Here is a 19425-nt window from a genome sequence, read left to right on the forward strand (position 1 = left end):
TCGCTTCAGGCAAAGAAGCGCAGCAGCAGCGCGTTCACCTCCACGGCCTGCTCGTACTGCACCCAGTGGCCGGCACCGTCGATCACGACGCCTTCGCACTGCGGACGTCCCGCCACGAGCTGCGCCACCAGCGCCCGGGAGTCGGCCGTCACGTCATGCTGAGGGTCGGCAGGGATTCATGTAAAACCCAGCAGAAACGACCCTAAGTCTATGATTCCATTGGGATTATGGTGGCATCGAAGTTCAAGGGGCCAATCTTCCGCCGAAAATCCAGCGTGTAGTCACCAAACCGGTTGATGTGCGCCGTGCGGAACGGCGCCAGGCCGCCCAGGATCTCCAGCGTGATCTCGGTCCCCTCGTCGCGAAGCTCCTGCAGCACCTTCGTCATGCCCACCACGTTGTGCAGAATGATCATGTTGGCCACCAGGTGGTTGTACTTGATCACCTTGCGCTGCTCGTGCCGGATGTTCTCCGCAATGATCCCTTCTCCCCCAAAAAATGACCACTGAGCAAAGCCGTTGAACTGCTCGCTCTTATTGGTTTCGGCATGGATTACCTTGCGCAGCCCGACATCGCCGATGTAGCTCAGCAGGAACATGGTCCGGATGACCTTGCCAAGCTCTACAAACGCGAAATACAGCTTGTTCTTGCGGCTGTAGGTGCCGAGCCGGCGCAGGATCGCCGACGGCGTGATCTTGCCGGTCTTGATGGAAACCGCCACCCGCAGCATCGCCGGCAAATGCAGCTCAATCAGCCGCCAGTCGATCACATCGCTGAACAGCGCATTGATGTTGCGGTAAACATTGCCCGGCTCCGGGCGATGGAATTTGAGGTCTTGGATGCCCCGGATGCGCGGCATGAGCTGGATGCCCAGGAGGTGCGCCAGCGCGAAGACCGGGTAACTCTGGGCCTGGGTGTCCCCGTGAATCGTGTCCGGTCGAATGTCCGATTCGTTGGTCATCAGCCCGTCAAGGATGTGGATGCCCTCATAGGTGCCGCAGGAAATGAAATGGCTGAACAGCGCGATGAACTTGTCCGATACATGGTAGTAGCCGATACCGCCGTACCCACCATAGCGGATATGGTGCTCGGACAGTAGGTTTTGCTCGTAAAGATTCCACTTGGTGCCGTCCGCCGACGCGTGTTTGCCCGTGCCCCAGTAGCCTGGCAGCTCAAACTTGTTGTAGGCGTTGATCACCTTGACAATGGCCTTGTCCAGGAGGTCCTCGCTGACGTATTTCAAGTTCAGCCAGGAAATCTGCCGGCGGCTCAGACCTTTGATCGATTTGGCGGTCTGCACGGGCCCCAGGTTGCAGCCGTAGCAAAACAGCGTCGTGATGACGCGCATGCGCAGATCCTCCAGGCGGCTGTCGGTCCCGGCGAGTGGCCGGAACAGCTTGTGCAGGTCCAACCAGCGCTCGGTGTCGATCATGACGTCCACGATGCTGGCCGCCTCCATTCGCTCGGTGATCAGGGCGTCGATCCGCGCGGCCGCCTCGACGATTTCTGAGCGCGGCGGTTTCCGCAGGATCAGGCGGCCGTCGACGATCTCGGCATGGGCGTTTTCCGGGAAAGTGGCGTCGATGTCGTGGGCCCGCTGGGACATCGCCGATTTGAGCATCGCCACAAAGGTGCCGGGATCTGTCTCGATGCCGGTGACCTGGCCATAGTCGCCCACTTCTCTTTCAAAGGTTTCGTCATCGACCAACTGCTCGCGGTAATCGTCATAGCGCTCGCCGTACTTGATGAAGAGATCGCCCGACTTCAGGTCGTCTTTGACAGCATGCATGACCGCCAGTTCAAAATACCGGCGGTGGACAGCCTCCGCCCGGCCCTTGCCGGATGGACGGACCAACACCAACCGCTTCCACTGGCCTGACATCCAGCGGAAATCCTTGTCTTCAGTCAGGCCCAGCATGTCCAGCGGCACGATGTCCGCACGGTTGTCGCGCAGCTTGTAAAGGGCCTCGATCAGCCGCTCCGCTACCTGGTCCTCGCTGCTGGCCTTGGGCGAGGCGATGCCGATGCAGTTGAGCAACTGGGCCCGGACCATCTTGTAGGGCTGCAGCAGGAAAGGCAGATGGTTGCGGCCCGCATAGGCCAGGTGCTGTTCGCATTCGTTGAGCAGCTCGTCCACGTCGGCCACCAGGGTGGTGCCGATGGCGTCCACACGCTGCGTGTCGGTGCCCTCCAGCTGGTAGGCGCCCAGGATGTCTTTGAGCTGGCCAACCAGCATGTCGGTTTTTTGGACCCGCTCCTGCTGGAACGAGAGCAATTTCTGCCTGGCATTGTTTTCCAGGTTCTGCATCAGGCGAATAAACAGGTCCGCGGCATCGTCCAGGGACTGGGCATGCTGCGCCCGGATGAAGATCACCGCCAGGGCGTAGCGCTTTTGCGGCTTGAGTTCGGCCATCTCGGCCGCATTGAGGGCGCGCGCCAGGTGGCGAAACTGTTTGAGCTTGGGCACCGGCACGTCGGGCTTGGGAAGCTGCTCCACCAGGTACTGCAAGCGCCGGATGTGCTGGATGTAGGTGCGCGTTTCCTTGTTGGTCGGCCGCTTGGGTTCGCGTTTGAGCATTTGCCAGGCAGAAACCGACTCGCCCGTGGCGGTTTTAAGCAAACTGTCGATCAAGGTCCGGGTATGGGCTGTCAGCTGGTTGGTGATTGCGGAGAAATACCGGTTGTTGCTCTTTTCCCGGGCTCGATACGCCATCCGGTCCAGCGTCGAGAAGGCGGGCAGCTCGTAGCGATGGTGGACCAGCTCCTCCAGCATCACGTTGATGATGTCGGCCACCGCGTGTTTGGTCTCGGCCGCCGTGTCGGCCACGACCTCCAGCCAGGCGTGGCCCCCCGGGTTCATAGGTTTGACATTGAGGTGCCGGCGTAAGGTCGCAAACAAGGCGGTGCGCGAGCCCGAGGCCTCGAAGCGCTTGAGGTCCGCCGCCGGGGGCGGCCTAACCACGCCCACCTGCTGCGCAATGTGCTCCCGGATCACCGGCGGCACTTCGGCCAGGGAGATGAAATAGCCCAGGCGCTGGAAGACTTTCAGGTGGATCAGTGCCGCCATGCGCGGCAAGGCGCGCTTGCCGATGCCGGCAGCCAGGAGTTGTTCATCCTTGGTCGGTGTGTAAAGCTCCGCCAGCTCACGGGGTGTCGGATCGGGTTTCAGGCTGGGATAGGCCGTCTCATGGAGCGTGGTCATTCGCGGGGACTACCCCGCCTGGCGGCAATGCTTCCCATCGCCTCAATCCCAGTAGGTGTCGGTCGCGGGTTCGTGAAATGAGGTTTCCAGCAGGCACTGGTTGTCCTCGGCGATGCGGTACATGTCATCGAGCAGCGTGGCGATCACCTCGTCCAGCAAGTCACGTGACAGGTAGGGAACTGCGAGCTCGTAGAGCGTTCCCTCGGTGTTCAGGCGTTGCATGGCGAAACGCTCAAAGCAGGTCTGCTCGATCAGCCGGTGACCGCGAGCCAGGCCGCGCGACTGCTTGCTGAAGCGGGCCAGCACCAGCGTGACGCGCAGGACTGCCATGGGCGTCGTTCCTTCGGCCGGTGGGCGGGGCGCTTCGATTTGTTCGGTCAACAACAATGGCAGTAGCTGCGGAACTGCCGGTGCCAGGGCCGTCAGGCCCTGCTCGAACCGGGCCTGCAGGCTGGAATCCGACGCATCGAGGTAGCGCATGGCCGATTTGACATCCTTCCAGCCGACGTATTCCATCAGTTCCTTGATGTCCCAGCCGCTGGCGCGGGTCCAGCCGGCAAAGCCGCGGCGCAAGGAGTGGCTGCTGTATTCCTCGGGCGACTCGACACCGGCTTCGGCGAACAGGCTGCGCAACAACGGAATCAGGCTGTCGGCATGCAGACTTTCGTCGGCCACATTCCCCCAGCGGTCGATCTTGCGGAACACCGGACCCTCGGTCAACCCGGCCAGGTCGATCCAGGCATTGAAGGCCGTCACGGGACATAAGCGGGACAAGGCTGGGCATTTGAAAACACGGCCCTGCAGCTGCCGGTCGCCTTTGGTGCGGCCCAGGTAGCACGCCATGCCCTGGCCCGGCGTCACCTCGATGTTCTCTACGCGCAGGTTGACCAACTCGTCGGAGCGAAAGCCGCGCCAGAACCCCAGCAACATCAGGCTGCGGTTGCGGGTTTGGCGCAGCAAGGCCGGCCGGTCGCCGGACCGCTGGGCGTTGCCAATCGCGACATCGAGCCACTGGTCGATCTGCTGGAGCACCGCCAGCTCCAGGGGGCGCGCGCGCTTTTCTGGCACGGCGTGAATTGAGCGAATGCCTTTAAGGACCTGGCGCACCAAGGGCGACTTGGTGGGGTCCGCAAAACCTTGGTCGGCATGCCATCGGGACAGTGCCGCCAGCCGCTGGCGAAGGGTGTTGATGGCCAAGGTAGGCGCGTAGTCGGCGAGGTAGCGGGCGATGGCGTCAGCCGTCGAGGGCAGGAGGCCTTTCCACTCTATTTCAAAATGTCGTATGGCCGAAGCGTAGCTCCGACGCGTGTTGTCGCGCTCAGCGGCTTCGATGTAGTCAACAACACGATTCATTTCAGTTTGTTTTTCGCCTGTCCATTAGCGTGGCTTGCCCCGCTCCGCCAGCAGGTAGCCAGCCATGATGGTGCCGAACAAATCGAAGCGCCCCGCCGGGCGCAGGGGGTACAGCAATTGGCGCCAGTTCCATGCACGCACCAGTTGCTCGGCCAGGATGGACAAGGGCACCAAGACCAGCCAGCTTGGGTCCGCGCCTGTGAGAATACCGAGCCGTCGCGCCGTCGCGCCGTCGGTGTCCGGAGATGCCTATCTTCACGTGCACACGAGAGAGTGCCAACCCGCCACATGCAACGCTAAATGCCTCATATCGCACGTGCGCCGGCCAGCCGTGCACTCACGCTCTCCCACTGGATGTTCTGGAAGAAAGCATCAATGTATTTCGCCGCCGCAGCGCCGTAGTCCATCTGATAAGAGTGCTCGTACATGTCCATCACCAGGATCGGAACGGTGGCGGCCGGTCCATGCGCGTGATCGGCCATCCAGTAATTTTCCAGCTGCCTGGTGTGCAGGTTGAACCCAAGAACCACCCAGCCGGACCCCCCACCGAGGCCGGCACCGATGCGGCGGAATTCCCTCTCCCAGTCTTCGAAGCTGCCGAAGGCTTGAGCGATCGCCTCTCGCTCGGTAGCTGCGGCCTCGCCACTGCCCCCGAGGTTCTCGAAATACAGTTCGTGCAGCACCACCGATCCAGTGCGAATTAGGTGCTCGCGCTTCAGGTCGTTGTAGATGTAGGGCGGCAGGTCCTTGTCGCCTGCGGCCTGCACCAGCCGGGCCTTGACAGCGGCCAGTGCCTTGACCGAGCCGCCGTAATTGTTTTCCCAATGGGAACGAATCATTCGTTCGGACAGACCCGTTAGTTTTGACGGATCGAACGGCAGCGGCTTGAGCGCGTCCTGACTTTGAAATGCTGGGGATGTAGTCATCATGAACTCCTTTTAAGAAAACCTTGATATACGAGTTGCTGCCCATCTAGGTACTGCAACTCGTTGCCTCGTCGATGCACCGAGAAGCACGCCGCCTGTGTGCTGCTGATCTCGGGCTTCAGCAGGCACAGCTGGTCGCCTTGAACCGACCATTGGCCCGCTTTGCTTGTCCCGCTCTCGGAGCGGATGAGTCGACCATCGGGGAGGTACTGATGCTCCCAATGTCTCCCGTCGCCGACTGAGCTGCCGCGCAACGCGGAGCGGATCTGCTGGCCATTCAAAGGAGCAAAAGCCGCCGATTCAGCGGCCACGTCCGGCAGCGTCCATGCACCAAGCACGAGCAGCAAGCAACCGCAAGCAACGTTTCGGCGCAGCCGTCCGTCTAGGCGGGTTGAGCCGAGGCCTCCGCTGGCGCGACTTTTCTTGATCGGAGCGACCTTTAACGCGACGCAGCGCGCTGAGCGAGGGCAAGCAACAGGCTGCATACCCTGCTGGCTCACGCGCCGCTCGGCATCAGCAGCCAACCCGCGACTCCGGCCCCGATGATCGCGACTGCGATGTTGAGCTTGTTCTTCCAGGCATACAGGAAGGCCAAGGCCGCGACAAAGATCGATACGGCCACCGCCAACGACGGCACACGCGCGGCGGTGACGAACGCCAGGTCAACCGTGGTCGCGGCGATTAGGCCGACCACCCCGGCGGCGACGCCGTCGAGGAAGGCGTGCATCTCCTTGACCTCTAGCACTGCCTCGAGCCGGTCGTAGAAGATCAGCGAGAAGGCAAACGCGGGAAGAAAGACGCCGGCGGTCATGACCAGCGCACCGAGCGGCCCGCCGGCAACATAGCCAACGAAAGTGGCGAAGATGATGAGCGGCGCGGGCAGCACCCCAGACAAGGCCAGGCCGTCGAGGAACTGGCCGTCGGTGATCCAGCCGCGGCCGACCGCGTCATTGCGGATGAACGGGATCGCCGTGTAGGCACCGCCGAAGGTGAGCAGGCCCGCCTTCAACCCGGCGACGAAGATGAGCAGCAGCGAAGCCTCGCCCTGGACGACCGCCTCCACCAGCGGCTGTGCGCGCGGCGCCCAGAGCGCCATCGCGGCGGCCAGCGCCACCGCGCCGGCAGCGACCAGGAGGGCGAGCCTGCCACGCTTGAGCATCCACAAGGCATAGACGCCGCCGGCGGCTGGCAGGGTGATCCAGAAGGCCACGCCGGCGGCGGAGGCGAGTGCGGCCACGATGGCGATGGCCCACAGCCAACGGTCCACCAGGATGTGCTCGCCGATCCGGTGCACCGCCCGTACGATCAGGGCGATCACTGCTGCCTGTACACCAAGGAACGCGGCGCCCAGTGCCGTGCCAGCGATGTCCATCCGGAAGTAAAGCCATGACAGCGCCAGCATCAACAGGAATCCCGGGAGCATGAATGCGAGACCGGCCAGCACCCCGCCCAGCCGCCCCTTCGCACGCATGCCCAGATGCACGCACAGCTCGTGCGCCTCGGGTCCGGGCAGCACCTGCATCACGGCCAGCAAGCGGTTGAAGCGTTCGCTGGAAATCCATCGTTCCTCGTTCACCAGTTCCCGGCGCAGCATGGCGACCTGCGCCACCGGGCCTCCCCAGGCAAGGAAGCCGAATTTGAGAAACCGCATGAAAAGCTGAAAGTACGTCAGCGTCGGAGGCACGGCCTCGGGGCCGGCAGCGCCGGTGGTCGTCTGCGCACTCATGCTGCCCCCGGTTCAGTGTTGAGGTTGGGACGGATGATCGAAGCGGCGCGCAAGCCGGTCAGGAAAAGTGTCATGGCGTTATCCGGTCATGGTTACAGAACAGGTGGTTGGTTGAATCAAAGTCGCTATCGGCAGTTGGGTGGGTTCCAGGTGTGGCTCGGGGTAACTTGGCGCGAAACTCACCAATGTGCGGGGGGCTGGGCGGATCATCTGGGTCATCCTGGGCGACCGCCAGCTTGTTGAAAGTACGCGTACAGGGAGTCGAGCATTTTGCTCATCTCCGCCAGCAGCGCGTCGTCCTCGTCCAGGCGTTGATGCGCGCCTGCCAGCACGGCCTCGAAGCCTGCAGCCTCGGCGACCGGTTCGCCGCCCACGTCGAGCTGGTGTACAAGCGCGGCGACGCGCATGAGCGCAGCATCCTGCTCCAGGTCGAAGCTAGCCATTAGCGTCTCGAAGGTCACCCGCTCGCCCACGTGCGTAAACGCCGCGCCGTCGAAATCGAAACCGAGTGCGCCTTTCGGGCAATCTGACGGCTGGGACAGCCACTGAAAACGCGCATCGCGGTCGATGAAGCGCTGAATCAACCATGCGCTGGCAACGCGGTCCACCCAGGGCCGACGTCGCGTGGCCCACGTCCGGCCTTGGTAGCTGCTCGCATCCAGCCTGGCAATGCCGCCTGCCGTTTCGTGAGGCTCGTCTGGCGACAACACCCGCTCGATGCGTTGGGTGAACTCCGTCCAGGCCGCCTCTGCCTCCAGGCTCGCGTCGCCGGGGAAGAAGTCAATGGCCCGCACCATGTCGCGCTCGCGCTGCAGCCTGCGCTGCATGCGCGAGACCTCGGACCCCGCCAGCCCGCTGAGCGTGCGTCCCGCCTCCTTCCAGGACTTGCACAGCTCGGCGTAATCGTCGCTGCGGTCAAACAGCTGCCGGTAGGTTGCAGCTTCGTCGACGGACCGCGGCTGCACGTCCATCAGCCACGCGTGGCCTCCCTCGCGCCGGCATTCCTCAGCCAGTTCCTGCAGCGCCACTTCGCGTTCCTCACCAGCTGGTAGGAGATACGCCCCGTCCCGTAATGCCATGCAGCCAAGCGACTTCAACGCCCGCCAAATGCGGGTCCGCGCGGTGGCGCCGGATGTAGGCAGCGAAACAATCAGCAACAACCAGGGTGGCAAGAACAGCAAACTCATGTCATGATCATACTGTAATGTCTTGAACTCGACATTAAAAGAGTCAACAGACCAGAAACGCGAATACTTTGCTGGTCGAGGCTCTCTTCGGCCCAGTGGGGGTATCCATTGCTGAAGCTCTTATGAATGCCATGAGGACCTTATGAAATACGCTTCAATTGCTCTGGCAGCTTGCTGGCGTGTGAGCCGCTGAGGAGTTGCCCTTGCCTACATCAACCGTCGCATTACTTTATCCAGGCGATCGCCGCATGCGGGATCGCTCTGATCCGACCGAGAGCCGGTTTGCTGCGTTGTTTGATGCTTTCGCCCTCGCCGGCGTGACGGCGGTCCCTGCCGTGTACAACGACGACTTCGCCGAAGAAGTGGAGACGCAGCTGCGCAACTGCCGCCTCGTGCTGGTCTGGTGCAATCCCATCGAAGGCGGACGACGACGGGATGTCCTGGACGCCATGCTGCGGCGGGTTGCCGACTCGGGGATTGTGGTCAGCGCGCATCCGGAGGCCATCCTGAAGCTGGGAACCAAGGACGTCTTGTTCCACACGCGCGATCTCCCGTTTGGCAGCGACGTTTGCCGAGTCGACAGCCTCAAACAACTCGAGGAGGAATTGCCAGAACGACTCCGCCACGGCCCACGGGTACTCAAGCAATACCGGGGACAGAGCGGGAACGGTGTTTGGCGCGTGCAACTGGTGGGTCCCATGGCCACACCCGCGCGCCTGCGGGTGCGCCACGCCCAGCGTGGCAGCGACGAAGAGGTGATGGAAATTCCAGCGCTCTTGGCAAGACTGGCTCCGTACTTCGAGCCGGAGAACGGCGGACACATGATCGACCAGGCATGGCAACCGCGCTTGGTGGAAGGCATGGTGCGCGCCTATCTGGTGGAGGATCGGGTCGAGGGCTTCGGGCACCAGTCGGTGAACGCGCTCTACCCCGCCAAACCTGACGAGCCGGCACCGCCGTCCAGCCCGAGGCTGTACCACGCCGCAAATCTGCCGCAGTTCCAGTTCTTGAAGGAACGACTGGAGACTGAGTGGGTCGAGTTGCTCCGCACACGCGTCGGCCTTTCGCGCGAGCAACTTCCGTTCCTCTGGGACTGCGACTTCATGTTCGGAGAATCTATCGCCGATGCCTCTGAGCGCTATGTGCTTTGCGAAATCAACGTCAGCAGCGTAGCGCCGTTCCCGGACTCCGCCATCCAGCCGCTCGTTTCGGCTGTTCAACGTCGTCTAAAGCAGATTTGATCGCCTGTTGCGCACGTTGCCACAGCCAAGTAGCTGCGAACCTGACTTTTGGCCTAAGTGATTGACGCGTGTTCTATCAAGCTGGTGTATGTAGGCTAGCCACCGACTCTCGTCTATTGCAGGATGCATAAGAATACTGGCCATGGCCGGGGTTAGGCTGGCAACGTCAGCAGGGAGCTTGACCACTGACCGCACGAGAGTGCGGCCTAGTCAAAAGTCGAGTTCGTCGCGGATAGCAGCAATGCCCGCTTTGGCGCAGACGTCATCGGCATCCCCGCCCGGCGCGCCCGAAACCCCAATGGCGCCCACGATGGAGCCAGCCGATTCAATGGGAATGCCACCGCCGATGGCCACGATGCGGGGAAGGTGTCGCACGCCAGATGCGGGTTCACCTCCTTGAGTGGAACGGGTGAAACTCGTGGTATCGAGTTTGAAGGTCACGGCCGTGTAGGCTTTGTTGATGGCCGTATCGACTGTGTGTGGACCGGCGAAACGGTCGCGAAGCATAACGAGCGCGTTGCCGGCACGGTCATTGACCGATACGGCAGCTTGATGGCCATTTTTTCGGCAAGTCTCTAGCGCAGCCCGTGCCGCCTTCAAAGCGGCATCTGGCGTCAAGGAGGCTGACGTGAAAGTGGCTTGTTGTGCCAGTAGCAAACCAACAGGCATTCCAAGCAATAAGACGAAGGTCAGAGTTGATTTTTTTGCAGTGCGCATTGGTAGAAAATTCCTTTTCAGCGGTCATGTGATTTGAGTTCAGGTGCCTCGAGGCGCTTTTGCTGGCTAACTTCGATTCTCCCGCAATCTGCTCATTCTGGTGGGCATTTGCAAGCACTATCGAAGCACCCATTATTGGCGTTTTGCCTTGCGCAGAAGCGATATGCATCCGGAAACTCGAAAGCCTGGTGCTTGAGGGTTAAGAAGCCGTGCTTGAAAACGCCGCTGACACGCGGTTGCAATGCCGCCTTGCAGTCAAGCACGTTGAGATAAGCGAGATTCCCGCGCATCCGGCTCAACTGGGTTGAATCGGAATAATGGCATTCCTGGGTCTGCTTAAGAATGGGTACGAAATCACAGCGAACTGTGATGTTCGCCGTTCCTCTGCGCTCAGTTTGGCGCGGCAGTCGCGAAATGGCTCTTTGGCTAACTAATTCGAATAATCAACTTTCACGACAGCTCCTGGTCGGCCGCCCGCCTTTCAGTCATATTTGCCCTCGTAGATAGTCTGGCATCCGCCGAGACACATCAGCAAGGCAGGGAGAAACCATACTTGCGCGTGCGCATGCTTACGCTGTTCATGCAAATGCCGATGACTTGGGACCCGGCAGGCATGTCACGGAGGGAATGATCATGGTGCTCGTCATCGTGGCTAAGCGTGCCATTCCGGCACGGTTATGCTTCGCGGGACAGCAGGATGATGCAGGCAGTTATTTGTAAGGAGAATTCGATGCAACTCAAAACCATGGAGGCCGTGAGCGTGGTGCATCAGATCCGATGTGACCGGTGCGGCAAAGAGACCGAGCGTGGCGAGCTTGGCTTCGCCGAGATGACGTCGATCGGCTTCGACGCGGGCTATGACTCGATTTTTGGGGACGGAAATCGGGTTGAGGCGGATTTATGTGAGACCTGTCTGCGTGACACCTTGGGCGCATGGCTCAGGGTCAGGACACAGGCCGAAACGTCTTTGGCGACCAAGCTGGCAGCATTCAAGCCGGAGGTACATGGAGGGGAGTTCCCTCCACCCAAATCAGCAGGGCCCGGATAAAGGCCAATCAGTCAAACTGCAGTTCGATCTTGCCGGCGCGGCGCCGCACCGGGCCGACCACGATCTTCACGTCATGGCCCAGCCTGGCCACCAGCTCCAACAGTTTGGCCTCGCTGACGCCGCGAAACTGGCCGCGCGTGATGCGCGAAACCTTGGACTGGTCGATCCCCAGCAGCGCAGCCGCATCTTCCTGCGTCAAGCGGCGCGCCTTGATCGCTCGGGCGATCTCGCCGGCGAGCTGGGACTTGCGCTGCATCTCGGCCGCGTCGGTGTAGCCCAGGTCGGCATAGACATTGGTGCTGCCTTCTTCGGTGGTGATGCTTGCGGGTTCACTCATTTGCGTGCTCCTTGCTGTGCCTGCCAAGCTTCGAAGTCCTGCTTCGGCCTTCAGGCGGGTGGTGATCAATCCGGTTTCGGCGTGGCGATGCCGCTTTGGGACTTCTTCTGAAAGCAGTGCAGGACATAGACCCAGCCGGCGAACTTGACGGTGTAGACGCCCGGTGAGTGTCGCCCTGGGGGTCCTCGACCACCTCCAACACGCCGGCCGACCAAAACCCGTCATGACCTTGGCATCCTGATGCTTGCCACTGGCCTGCGCCAGGTCGATGGCATGGCCAAAAACGTCTTTGACATAGTCCGGCATCGCATCCAGATCGCGCTTGGCGGAACTGACCCATTTGACGGGTTTGCGGGTTTGCTTCGACATCGCTTAAATTATGTCTGTTTGGGCATAATCCCGTCAATTCGCCGGGGCGGACCTTTTTCGGGGACGCGAGTTTTGTTCCGCGCGGTCATAAGCGCATATGACGCCACATTAGGCCGACCCCAAACCGCTACCACGGCTGAAACCATCAAAAATTACCCTCACATTGGATAATCCACTATTACCCAGTGTGATATTTACTAAGATCTATGATTTATTGACCTCTTAAATAGTATGTAATATCATGGTACATACTACAGTACGAAATAACGAGGTGAACCATGGCCCGAGCCGGAATCTACAAGTCTGAAGTGCTGCGTGCCCGCGATAAATTGCTGGCCGCAGGGCGCAATCCGTCCATCGATGCGGTGCGCGAAGAGCTGGGCAGCGGCTCCAAAACCACGATCCATCGCTACCTGAAGGAGATCGAGGAAGAGGAAGGGCCAGCCACCGGCAGCCGCGTAGCCGTCAGCGAGGCAATCCAGGACCTGGTGGGTCGCCTAGCCGCCCGCGTCAATGAAGAAGCGGAAGAGCGGGTCACCACGGCGCAGGCCAAGCACGCCGAGCAGCTGAGCCAACAGCAGCAAGCCGTCGCGGCCCTGAAATCCGAGGCGCTGGCCACGCGCCAGCAGCTGGAGCAAACCCAGCGGGCCCTGGCCGACGAAAAAAACGCTCACGGCAAAACCAGCGAAGCTCTGAGCCGCAAGACCCTGGAAAACACTCAGCTCGTCCAGCAGGTGGCCGACCTGCAGGAGCGCCTCGCGGCCGAAGAGCGCCATCGCCAATCCCTGGAAGAAAAGCACAAGCACGCGCGCCAGGCGCTGGAGCATTTCCGGGAATCCACAAAGGAGCAGCGCGACCAGGACCAGCGCAAGCACGAACAGCAGGTGCAGTACCTGCAGGCCGAGTTGCGCACCGTGAACGAGACCTTGGCCACCAAGCAGCAGGAAGCCGTCCATACCCTTCAGGAAAACGCACGCCTCCTGGGCGATTTGTCGCGCGCCCAGGGCGATCTGCACCAGGCTCAGGAAGAGGTGCGAGGCCTGCGGCCGCTCAAGGATGAACTGGGGTTTGCGCAAAGGCGCTCCGAGGAATTGGGCCGGCGCCTGGTTGAGCAGGACGCGGCCGTCCAGCAGCTCAGCACTTCCAAAGAGCAGTTGCAGGCCAAGGTCGACGAGCTGCTTTCCGCCAAACAACAGCTGGAACTGGCGCTGGCGACGGCCAGGTCATCCGTCACGGCCCAGGAGCAGGTCGTGGCCAGCATGCTTGAGCGCTTCAGTACGCCGGCGACTGGCCCTAATTTGGTTGCGAACCCGGTTGAAGAGGCCGGTCGTCCAGGGAAGAGAGAGTCGAAAAAGTCAACGGGGACAGGCACTTAAGCCTGTTTCTGCTGGGTTTTACATGAATCCCTGCCGACCCTCAGCAGGGCGCCCACCACCGCCTCGGCGCGGCCGTACATCGGCGAGCTGTCGATCAGCGTGCCGCCGGCGGCGAACAGGGCATCCAGCACGCCCGGCAGGCGCTGGTGCCCGGCGCTGCCGGGGCTGACATCGAAGCCGATCCAGGTGCCGCAGCCGATCACCGGGAGGGCTTCGCGGGTGGAGGGGATGGGGCGGGTGGTCATGCTGATCATTGGCTTTTCCGCATGATCGTCCCGGACTTGCAAAAAGAAAACATGAGCCCCCGAATACTGTATAAAAATACAGTTAACCTGATCATCATGGGCCTGCCTTCCTTCGACTCTTTCTCCGCCGCCGCGCGCCACAAGGTCTGGCGCGGGGACACGCTGGGCCTGGCGGATGGGCAGGTCATCGGCACCGGCCATGCGGCGCTCGATGCGCAGCTGCCCGGCGGTGGCTGGCCGGTGGGCGCGATGACCGAGCTGCTGCAGGCCGCGCCCGAGGCGCATGCCTGGCAACTGCTGCTGCCCGCGCTGGCGCAAGCGGTCCAGGGCGGCGCAGGGCCGGTCGTACTGATCGGCGCGCCGCAGGAGCCCTTCGGCCCCGCGCTCGCGGCCCAAGGCCTGCCGGTCGAGGCGCTGCTGTGGGTGCGCAGCGAAGCCAGCCCCGCGAGATTGTGGGCCTGCGAACAGGCGCTGCGCTGCGGCGAGGTGGCCGCCGTGCTGGCCTGGCTGCCGCAGGCGCGCGTGGGCGAGCTGCGGCGGCTGCAGCTCGCGGCAGCGCAGCACGACCGCCTGCTGTTCGTGTTCCGCCCCGACGCGGTGGACCACTCGGCCTCGCCGGCGCGGCTGCGCCTGCGGCTCGCCACCTGCGCCGCCGACGCCGCGCAGATCGACGTCCACATCCTCAAGCGCCGTGGCCCGCCGCTGGCCGCGCCCCTGCAACTACCGGCGCGCGCCAAGCGCATGACGGCGCTGCTCGCGGCCGGCCAGCTCAGGCGCAAGCTGCGCCAGCAGCAGGAAGGCGCGCTGCCGCCCAAGATCGAGGGCGCGACCGTGGTCCGCCTCGACCTCCCTACCGAGCAAGGCCATGCACTGGATCGCATTGCGCTGGCCGCCTGAGATCGCGTCTGCCAAGGAGGTGCCGCTGCCATCGCCCGAGGCGCTCGGCTGGTGGGCCCTGCAGTTCACGCCGCGCGTCGCCTGGGTCGAGGGCGAGGCCCTGCTGCTCGAAGTCTCGGCCTGCGAGCGGCTGTGGGGCGGGCGCCTGGCCCTGATGCGCGAGATCGCTCGGCTCAATCCGGTGCCGGACGTCCCCGTGCAGCGCGCACAGGGCGCCACCAGCCTGGTCGCGCTGGCGCGGCTGCGCATGTTCGCCCGCGGCGAGCAGCCGCCGTACGAGCTGCCGTCAGGTTTGCCTCTCGACACATTGAGCGCGGCCCGCGATCACCTCGCGGTTCTGTCGCATCTCGGTTGTCGCAGCTGGGGCGATGTCGAGAAGCTGCCACGCGGCGGCCTCACGCGCCGTTTCGGCAAGGCCTTGCGCGCGGCTCTGGACGTGGCCTACGGCCTCGCGCCCGACGGCCATGACTGGCTGCAACTGCCGGACTCGTTCGAGCAGAAGCTGGAGCTGCCCGCGCTGGCCGAGGGCGCGCCCGCGCTCATGTGGTCGGCCAACCGCCTGCTGGCGGCGCTGCAGATCTGGCTGCGCGCGCGCCAGCGCGGCGTGCTGGCGCTGGAGCTGCAGTGGACGCTCGACCTGAAGCGGCTCGACGGCGTCGCGCTGCCGCCGCACCAGCAGGTCACGGTGCGCACGGCCGAGGCCACGCAGGACATGGCGCACCTGCGGCGCCTCCTGTCCGAGCGGCTCGCGCTCACGACCCTGGCCGCGCCCGCGAGCTGGCTGCGCCTGCGCTCGGTCGAGACCGCGCCCTGGGCCGGCGCCAGCACCAGCTTCCTGCCGGAAGACAACCGCAAGGGCGACAAGCTGCACGAACTGGTCGAGCGCCTCAGCGCGCGGCTCGGGCCGCAGCAGGTGCTGCGCGCGGTCGCGCGGGCCGATCACCGGCCCGAATGCCGGCAGGCGTGGCAGCCTGCATTGCACAAGCCGCCGGCCGAGGCTGGCCGTCCCAAGGCGGCCGACGCCATCTACCCACCCTGGCTCTTGCGAGAGCCCTTGCTCCTGGACATGGAAGGCGAGCGCCCGTGCTACCAGGGGCCGCTGCGCAAGCTGGTCGGGCCGCAGCGGGTGGAAACCGGCTGGTGGGGCGAGGGCCAGCCCGCGGTGCGCGACTACTACATCGCGGAAAGCCCGAAGGCCGGTCTCGTGTGGATCTACCGCGAGCGGCCTTCGTCCTGTTTCACTTCCGAGGCTCCGCGCTGGTACCTGCAAGGCCTGTATGCCTGAACTCAGCGACAAGCAGATGCAGAAACGCACTCGGGCCTTGGCCACGGTGCATGCGATGCCGCCGCGGCTGCCTCAGCCGGAAGCCGGCCCCCCGATGCCGCCGGGCCTGCCGTCCTATGCCGAGCTGCACTGCCTCACGAACTTCAGCTTCCAGCGCGGAGCCTCGCATCCCGAGGAGCTCGTGCAGCGCGCCTACGAGCTCGGCTACGAGGCGCTCGCGATCACCGACGAATGCTCGGTGGCCGGCGTGGTGCGGGCGTTCGAAGGGCTGCGGGAGCTCCTCGAAGCGCTCGATCCGTCGCAACACCATCCCTTCCGGCTGCTGTTCGGCAGCGAGTTCCGCTTCGAACGCTTCAAGCTGGTGGCGATCGCGCACGATCTCGAAGGCTGGGGCAACCTCTGCGAGTTCATCACCGCCGCGCGCATCACGGCGCCCAAGGGCACCTACGAGGTGAGCTGGGAAGACAGCAACCTCGCCTCGCTGCGCGATTGCGAGATCCTCTTCGTGCCCCTGCGCACCCCCGGCGCCACGCCCGACGCCGAAGCGCTCCGCGCCGATGTGGCGGAGGTCGCGCGCCTCTTCGCGGGCCATCTCTGGCTCGCGGCCGAGCTGCCCAACGAACTCGACGACGACCTCTGGCTGATCACCCTGCTGCAGGCGGGTGCACAGGCCGGCGTGCCGCTGGTGGCGGCCGGCGACGTGCACATGCACGTGCGCTCGCGCAAGCCGCTGCAGGACGTGATCGCGGCCGTGCGCGAGGGCAGGGCAGTCGCCGAATGCGGCTTCGCGCTGCAGTCCAATGCCGAGCGGCACCTGCGTTCGCGGCTGCGCCTGTCGAACCTCTATCCGGCCGAGCTGCTGGCCAACACCCTCGAGGTCGCGCGGCGCTGCACCTTCGACCTGAACGTGATCCGCGAGCACTACAAGTACCCGCTCGAGAACGTGGCGAAGGGCGAGACGCCGGCCCAGACGCTGGTGCGCAAGACCTGGGAGGGCGCGCGCGAGAAGTATCCGCAGGGCGTTCCCGAGAAGGTGCAGGGCCAGATCCGGCACGAGCTCGACCTGATCATCGAGATGCACTACGAGATGTTCTTCCTCACGGTGGAAGACATCGTGCGCTTCGCGCGCTCCAGGAGCATCCTGTGCCAGGGCCGCGGCTCCTCGGCCAATTCGGCGGTCTGCTTCTGCCTCGGCATCACCGCCATCGATCCCGAGACCGGCAACCTGCTGTTCGAGCGATTCCTGAGCCGCGAACGCCGCGAGCCGCCCGACATCGACGTCGACTTCGAGCACCAGCGGCGCGAGGAGGTGATCCAGTACATCTACGAGAAGTACGGGCGCGAGCGTGCTGCCATTGCGGCGGTCGTGATCTGCTATCGCTCGCGCAGCGCGGTGCGCGACGTGGGCAAGGCGCTGGGCATCGATGCGCGCCTGGTCGACGAGTTCGCCAAGGACCATTATTGGTTCGACGGCGTAGTGCTCGACCAGCGGCTGGAAGAGGCAATGCAGCGCTCGGGCGTGCAGGAAGACATGCCCCGGCTGCTGCAGTGGATCGAGCTCACGCAGCAGCTGCGGGGCTTCCCGCGCCACCTGAGCCAGCACGTGGGCGGCTTCGTGCTCACGCAGAGCAAGCTCACGCGCCTGGTGCCGGTCGAGAACGCGTCGATGAAGGACCGCTCCGTCATCCAGTGGGAAAAGGACGACCTCGAGGCCATGGGCATGCTCAAGGTCGACGTGCTGGCCCTGGGCATGCTGAGCGCAATCCGGCGTGCGCTGGCCCTGGTCAACGGCTGGCGCGGCACGGCGCTGCAGATGCACCAGATACCGGACGACGACGAGGCCGTGTTCGACATGATCTGCGATGCCGACACCATCGGCGTCTTCCAGATCGAGAGCCGGGCGCAGATGTCGATGCTGCCGCGCCTCAAGCCGCGCTGCTACTACGACCTGGTCATCGAGGTCGCCATCGTGCGGCCGGGGCCGATCCAGGGCGGCATGGTGCATCCGTACCTGAAGAACCGCGAGAAGCTCCGAAAGGACGGCGAGATCGTCTACCGCTATCCCGACCTCATCCCGGCGCTGGGCCGCACCCTCGGCGTGCCGATCTTCCAGGAGCAGGTGATGCAGATCGCGATGATCGCGGCCAAGTTCTCGCCCGACCAGGCCGACCGGCTGCGCCGCTCGATGGCGGCCTGGAAGCGCAAGGGCGGCGTCGAGAAGTTCCACGAGCCGCTGGTCGGCGGCATGGTCGACAACGGCTACGACCGCGAATTCTCCGAAGCCATCTTCAAGCAGGTCCAGGGCTTCGGCGAATACGGCTTCCCTGAAAGCCATGCCGCCAGCTTCGCGCTGCTGGTGATCGTGAGCTGCTGGCTCAAGCTGCACGAGCCCGCCTGCTTCCTGGCCGCCATGCTCGATTCGCAGCCCATGGGCTTTTATTCGCCTTCCCAGTTGGTGCAGGACGCCAGGCGGCATGGTGTCGAGGTGCGTGCGGTCGACGTGACGACGAGCGAGCTCGACTGCACCCTGGAGCCTCCGGCTGTTGGTCCTTCCCCGTCCGAAGGAAGGTTGGGGTGGGGGCAGCAGCCTCCGCAAGCCATCCCGCCCCGTTTCGCCACCCGCCTGGGAAACCCCCGGCAACCCGCCGTACGCCTCGGCCTGCGCCGCATCTCCAGCCTCAGCGAAGCCGGCGCCAGGCGCATCGTCGAGGCCCGCGCCCAAGCCCCCTTCGCCAGCACCGAGGACCTCGCCGTGCGCGCCGAGCTCGATGCCAAGGACATGGCCGCGCTCGCCGCGGCCGACGCGCTGCTCGCACTTTCGGGCCACCGGCGCCAGCAGGTCTGGGACGCCACCGCGCAGCGGCGCGCGCCGGCGCTGCTCAAGGGCGTGCCCATCCATGAGCGCGCGCTGCAGCTGCCGCTGGCGCCCGAGGGCGAGGAGATCGTCGGCGACTACGCCTCGCTGGGCTTCACGCTGCGGCGCCATCCGCTGGCGCTGCTGCGTCCGCGGCTCGCGCGCATGAGGCTCAGCAGCGCCGAGCAGCTGCGAGACCTGCCCAGCGGCCAGACCGTGCGCGCCTGCGGCATGGTCATGGGCCGCCAGCGCCCGCAGACCGCCAACGACACCATCTTCGTCACGCTCGAGGACGAGACCGGCAACGTCAACGTGATCGTCTGGAAGCACGTCGTCGAGGCCTGGCGCGAGCCGCTGCTCAAGTCGCACCTGCTCGCCGTGCAGGGCACCTGGCAGCGCGACGTGGACAGCGGCGGCGAGGTGCGGCACGTGGTGGCCACCGGCTTCAGGGACCTGACACCGCTGCTGGGGCGGCTCGCGAAGAGCAGCAGGAGCCGGGACTTCCACTGAGAAGCTGACCCGGACCGGCTTGCCACGCGTGCACAACGACGGCACGCCGATGCCGCTTCCCGGTGCAAACCCGGTGTACGCAGGCACCGAAATTAAGTATTCTCTCCATGAATTTGGAGAAGTTGCTTACTTAACTGCTGGCACGCTTTCTG

The 19425-nt window shown here is 64.0% G+C and carries 17 protein-coding genes and 1 pseudogene; 6 read left to right on the top strand and 12 right to left on the bottom strand.

Going from position 1 to position 19425, the window contains the following annotated elements; translation table 11 throughout:
• Positions 1–5 precede the first annotated feature (5 nt).
• The 8 genes from E5P3_RS15140 to E5P3_RS15175 all read right to left on the bottom strand — a co-directional run bounded on the left by E5P3_RS15140 (position 6) and on the right by E5P3_RS15175 (position 8394).
• On the bottom strand, positions 6–152 hold the full coding sequence (locus E5P3_RS15140; protein ID WP_232073143.1) for an alpha/beta fold hydrolase: 147 nt from the start codon (positions 150–152) through the stop codon (positions 6–8).
• Positions 153–208: 56 nt separating this feature from the next.
• Entirely contained in the window at positions 209–3202 is a 2994-nt protein-coding gene (locus E5P3_RS15145) for a Tn3 family transposase (RefSeq protein ID WP_024815559.1), read from the bottom strand.
• 42 nt (positions 3203–3244) lie between these two features.
• On the bottom strand, positions 3245–4555 hold the full coding sequence (locus E5P3_RS15150; protein ID WP_024815560.1) for a site-specific integrase: 1311 nt from the start codon (positions 4553–4555) through the stop codon (positions 3245–3247).
• A gap of 24 nt (positions 4556–4579) precedes the next feature.
• Positions 4580–4726: a hypothetical protein gene (locus tag E5P3_RS15155; RefSeq protein WP_153587080.1), complete on the bottom strand. Its 147-nt coding sequence runs from the start codon at positions 4724–4726 to the stop codon at positions 4580–4582.
• 134 nt (positions 4727–4860) lie between these two features.
• A complete protein-coding gene (locus E5P3_RS15160; protein WP_230305086.1) occupies positions 4861–5484 on the bottom strand; it encodes a superoxide dismutase in 624 nt (207 codons plus the stop codon).
• The gene (locus E5P3_RS15165; protein WP_024815562.1) at positions 5481–5828 is read right to left on the bottom strand and encodes a hypothetical protein; all 348 of its coding nucleotides are present in this window, start codon (positions 5826–5828) and stop codon (positions 5481–5483) included. Before E5P3_RS15165 ends, E5P3_RS15160 begins: the two co-directional genes overlap by 4 nt.
• A gap of 149 nt (positions 5829–5977) precedes the next feature.
• Positions 5978–7207, bottom strand: a complete 1230-nt coding sequence (locus tag E5P3_RS15170) for a chromate transporter (protein WP_051463546.1) — start codon at positions 7205–7207, stop codon at positions 5978–5980.
• 215 nt (positions 7208–7422) lie between these two features.
• Positions 7423–8394 carry a chromate resistance protein ChrB domain-containing protein gene (locus E5P3_RS15175; protein WP_024815564.1) on the bottom strand — a complete coding sequence of 324 codons (972 nt, stop codon included), beginning with the start codon at positions 8392–8394 and terminating at the stop codon, positions 7423–7425.
• A gap of 203 nt (positions 8395–8597) precedes the next feature.
• Between E5P3_RS15175 and E5P3_RS15180 the strand changes: the two genes are divergently transcribed.
• Complete coding sequence (locus tag E5P3_RS15180; RefSeq protein WP_230305084.1) at positions 8598–9635, top strand: Cj0069 family protein; 1038 nt, start codon at positions 8598–8600, stop codon at positions 9633–9635.
• A gap of 210 nt (positions 9636–9845) precedes the next feature.
• Here the strand turns inward: E5P3_RS15180 and E5P3_RS15185 are convergent, their stop codons facing one another.
• Positions 9846–10352 carry a GlcG/HbpS family heme-binding protein gene (locus E5P3_RS15185; RefSeq protein WP_024815566.1) on the bottom strand — a complete coding sequence of 169 codons (507 nt, stop codon included), beginning with the start codon at positions 10350–10352 and terminating at the stop codon, positions 9846–9848.
• Positions 10353–11082: 730 nt separating this feature from the next.
• Here E5P3_RS15185 and E5P3_RS15190 point away from each other — a divergent pair.
• On the top strand, positions 11083–11400 hold the full coding sequence (locus E5P3_RS15190) for a hypothetical protein (protein WP_024815567.1): 318 nt from the start codon (positions 11083–11085) through the stop codon (positions 11398–11400).
• Between the two features lie 7 nt (positions 11401–11407).
• On the opposite strand, the gene E5P3_RS15195 is transcribed toward E5P3_RS15190, so the two are convergent.
• Together E5P3_RS15195 and E5P3_RS15200 are read right to left on the bottom strand one after the other, a co-directional pair.
• On the bottom strand, positions 11408–11737 hold the full coding sequence (locus E5P3_RS15195) for a helix-turn-helix domain-containing protein (protein ID WP_024815568.1): 330 nt from the start codon (positions 11735–11737) through the stop codon (positions 11408–11410).
• Positions 11734–12106, bottom strand: a pseudogene (locus tag E5P3_RS15200) (type II toxin-antitoxin system RelE/ParE family toxin). Before E5P3_RS15200 ends, E5P3_RS15195 begins: the two are co-directional and overlap by 4 nt.
• Before the next feature lie 278 nt (positions 12107–12384).
• Between E5P3_RS15200 and E5P3_RS15205 the strand changes: the two are divergent.
• Positions 12385–13482, top strand: a complete 1098-nt coding sequence (locus E5P3_RS15205) for a DNA-binding protein (RefSeq protein WP_024815569.1) — start codon at positions 12385–12387, stop codon at positions 13480–13482.
• Here E5P3_RS15205 and E5P3_RS15210 read toward each other — a convergent pair.
• Positions 13479–13727, bottom strand: coding sequence for a hypothetical protein (locus tag E5P3_RS15210; RefSeq protein ID WP_443083250.1), 249 nt, complete (start codon positions 13725–13727; stop codon positions 13479–13481). The genes E5P3_RS15205 and E5P3_RS15210 overlap by 4 nt on opposite strands.
• 96 nt (positions 13728–13823) lie before the next feature.
• On the opposite strand from E5P3_RS15210, the gene imuA reads away from it, so the two are divergent.
• Genes imuA through E5P3_RS15225 form a run of 3 tightly spaced genes read left to right on the top strand, consistent with a single transcriptional unit; the run spans position 13824 to position 19273 of the window.
• Positions 13824–14624, top strand: coding sequence for a translesion DNA synthesis-associated protein ImuA (gene imuA, locus E5P3_RS15215; RefSeq protein WP_162589696.1), 801 nt, complete (start codon positions 13824–13826; stop codon positions 14622–14624).
• A complete protein-coding gene (locus tag E5P3_RS15220; RefSeq protein WP_162586733.1) occupies positions 14593–15909 on the top strand; it encodes a DNA polymerase Y family protein in 1317 nt (438 codons plus the stop codon). Before imuA ends, E5P3_RS15220 begins: the two co-directional genes overlap by 32 nt.
• Positions 15902–19273 carry an error-prone DNA polymerase gene (locus tag E5P3_RS15225; RefSeq protein WP_162586734.1) on the top strand — a complete coding sequence of 1124 codons (3372 nt, stop codon included), beginning with the start codon at positions 15902–15904 and terminating at the stop codon, positions 19271–19273. The genes E5P3_RS15220 and E5P3_RS15225 overlap by 8 nt, the downstream gene beginning before the upstream one ends.
• Positions 19274–19425: the final 152 nt, after the last annotated feature.

Source organism: Variovorax sp. RA8 (assembly GCF_901827175.1).
Lineage (GTDB): Bacteria > Pseudomonadota > Gammaproteobacteria > Burkholderiales > Burkholderiaceae_C > Variovorax.

Excerpts from the sequence above, each read along its gene's own strand:
- E5P3_RS15145 (WP_024815559.1), bottom strand. The coding sequence starts at position 3,202 with ATGACCACGCTCCATGAGACGGCCTATCCCAGCCTGAAACCCGATCCG.
- E5P3_RS15150 (WP_024815560.1), bottom strand. The coding sequence starts at position 4,555 with ATGAATCGTGTTGTTGACTACATCGAAGCCGCTGAGCGCGACAACACG.
- E5P3_RS15160 (WP_230305086.1), bottom strand. The coding sequence starts at position 5,484 with ATGATGACTACATCCCCAGCATTTCAAAGTCAGGACGCGCTCAAGCCG.
- E5P3_RS15170 (WP_051463546.1), bottom strand. The coding sequence starts at position 7,207 with ATGAGTGCGCAGACGACCACCGGCGCTGCCGGCCCCGAGGCCGTGCCT.
- E5P3_RS15175 (WP_024815564.1), bottom strand. The coding sequence starts at position 8,394 with ATGAGTTTGCTGTTCTTGCCACCCTGGTTGTTGCTGATTGTTTCGCTG.
- E5P3_RS15185 (WP_024815566.1), bottom strand. The coding sequence starts at position 10,352 with ATGCGCACTGCAAAAAAATCAACTCTGACCTTCGTCTTATTGCTTGGA.
- E5P3_RS15190 (WP_024815567.1), top strand. The coding sequence starts at position 11,083 with ATGCAACTCAAAACCATGGAGGCCGTGAGCGTGGTGCATCAGATCCGA.
- E5P3_RS15195 (WP_024815568.1), bottom strand. The coding sequence starts at position 11,737 with ATGAGTGAACCCGCAAGCATCACCACCGAAGAAGGCAGCACCAATGTC.
- E5P3_RS15205 (WP_024815569.1), top strand. The coding sequence starts at position 12,385 with ATGGCCCGAGCCGGAATCTACAAGTCTGAAGTGCTGCGTGCCCGCGAT.
- E5P3_RS15210 (WP_443083250.1), bottom strand. The coding sequence starts at position 13,727 with ATGACCACCCGCCCCATCCCCTCCACCCGCGAAGCCCTCCCGGTGATC.
- imuA (WP_162589696.1), top strand. The coding sequence starts at position 13,824 with ATGGGCCTGCCTTCCTTCGACTCTTTCTCCGCCGCCGCGCGCCACAAG.
- E5P3_RS15220 (WP_162586733.1), top strand. The coding sequence starts at position 14,593 with ATGCACTGGATCGCATTGCGCTGGCCGCCTGAGATCGCGTCTGCCAAG.
- E5P3_RS15225 (WP_162586734.1), top strand. The coding sequence starts at position 15,902 with ATGCCTGAACTCAGCGACAAGCAGATGCAGAAACGCACTCGGGCCTTG.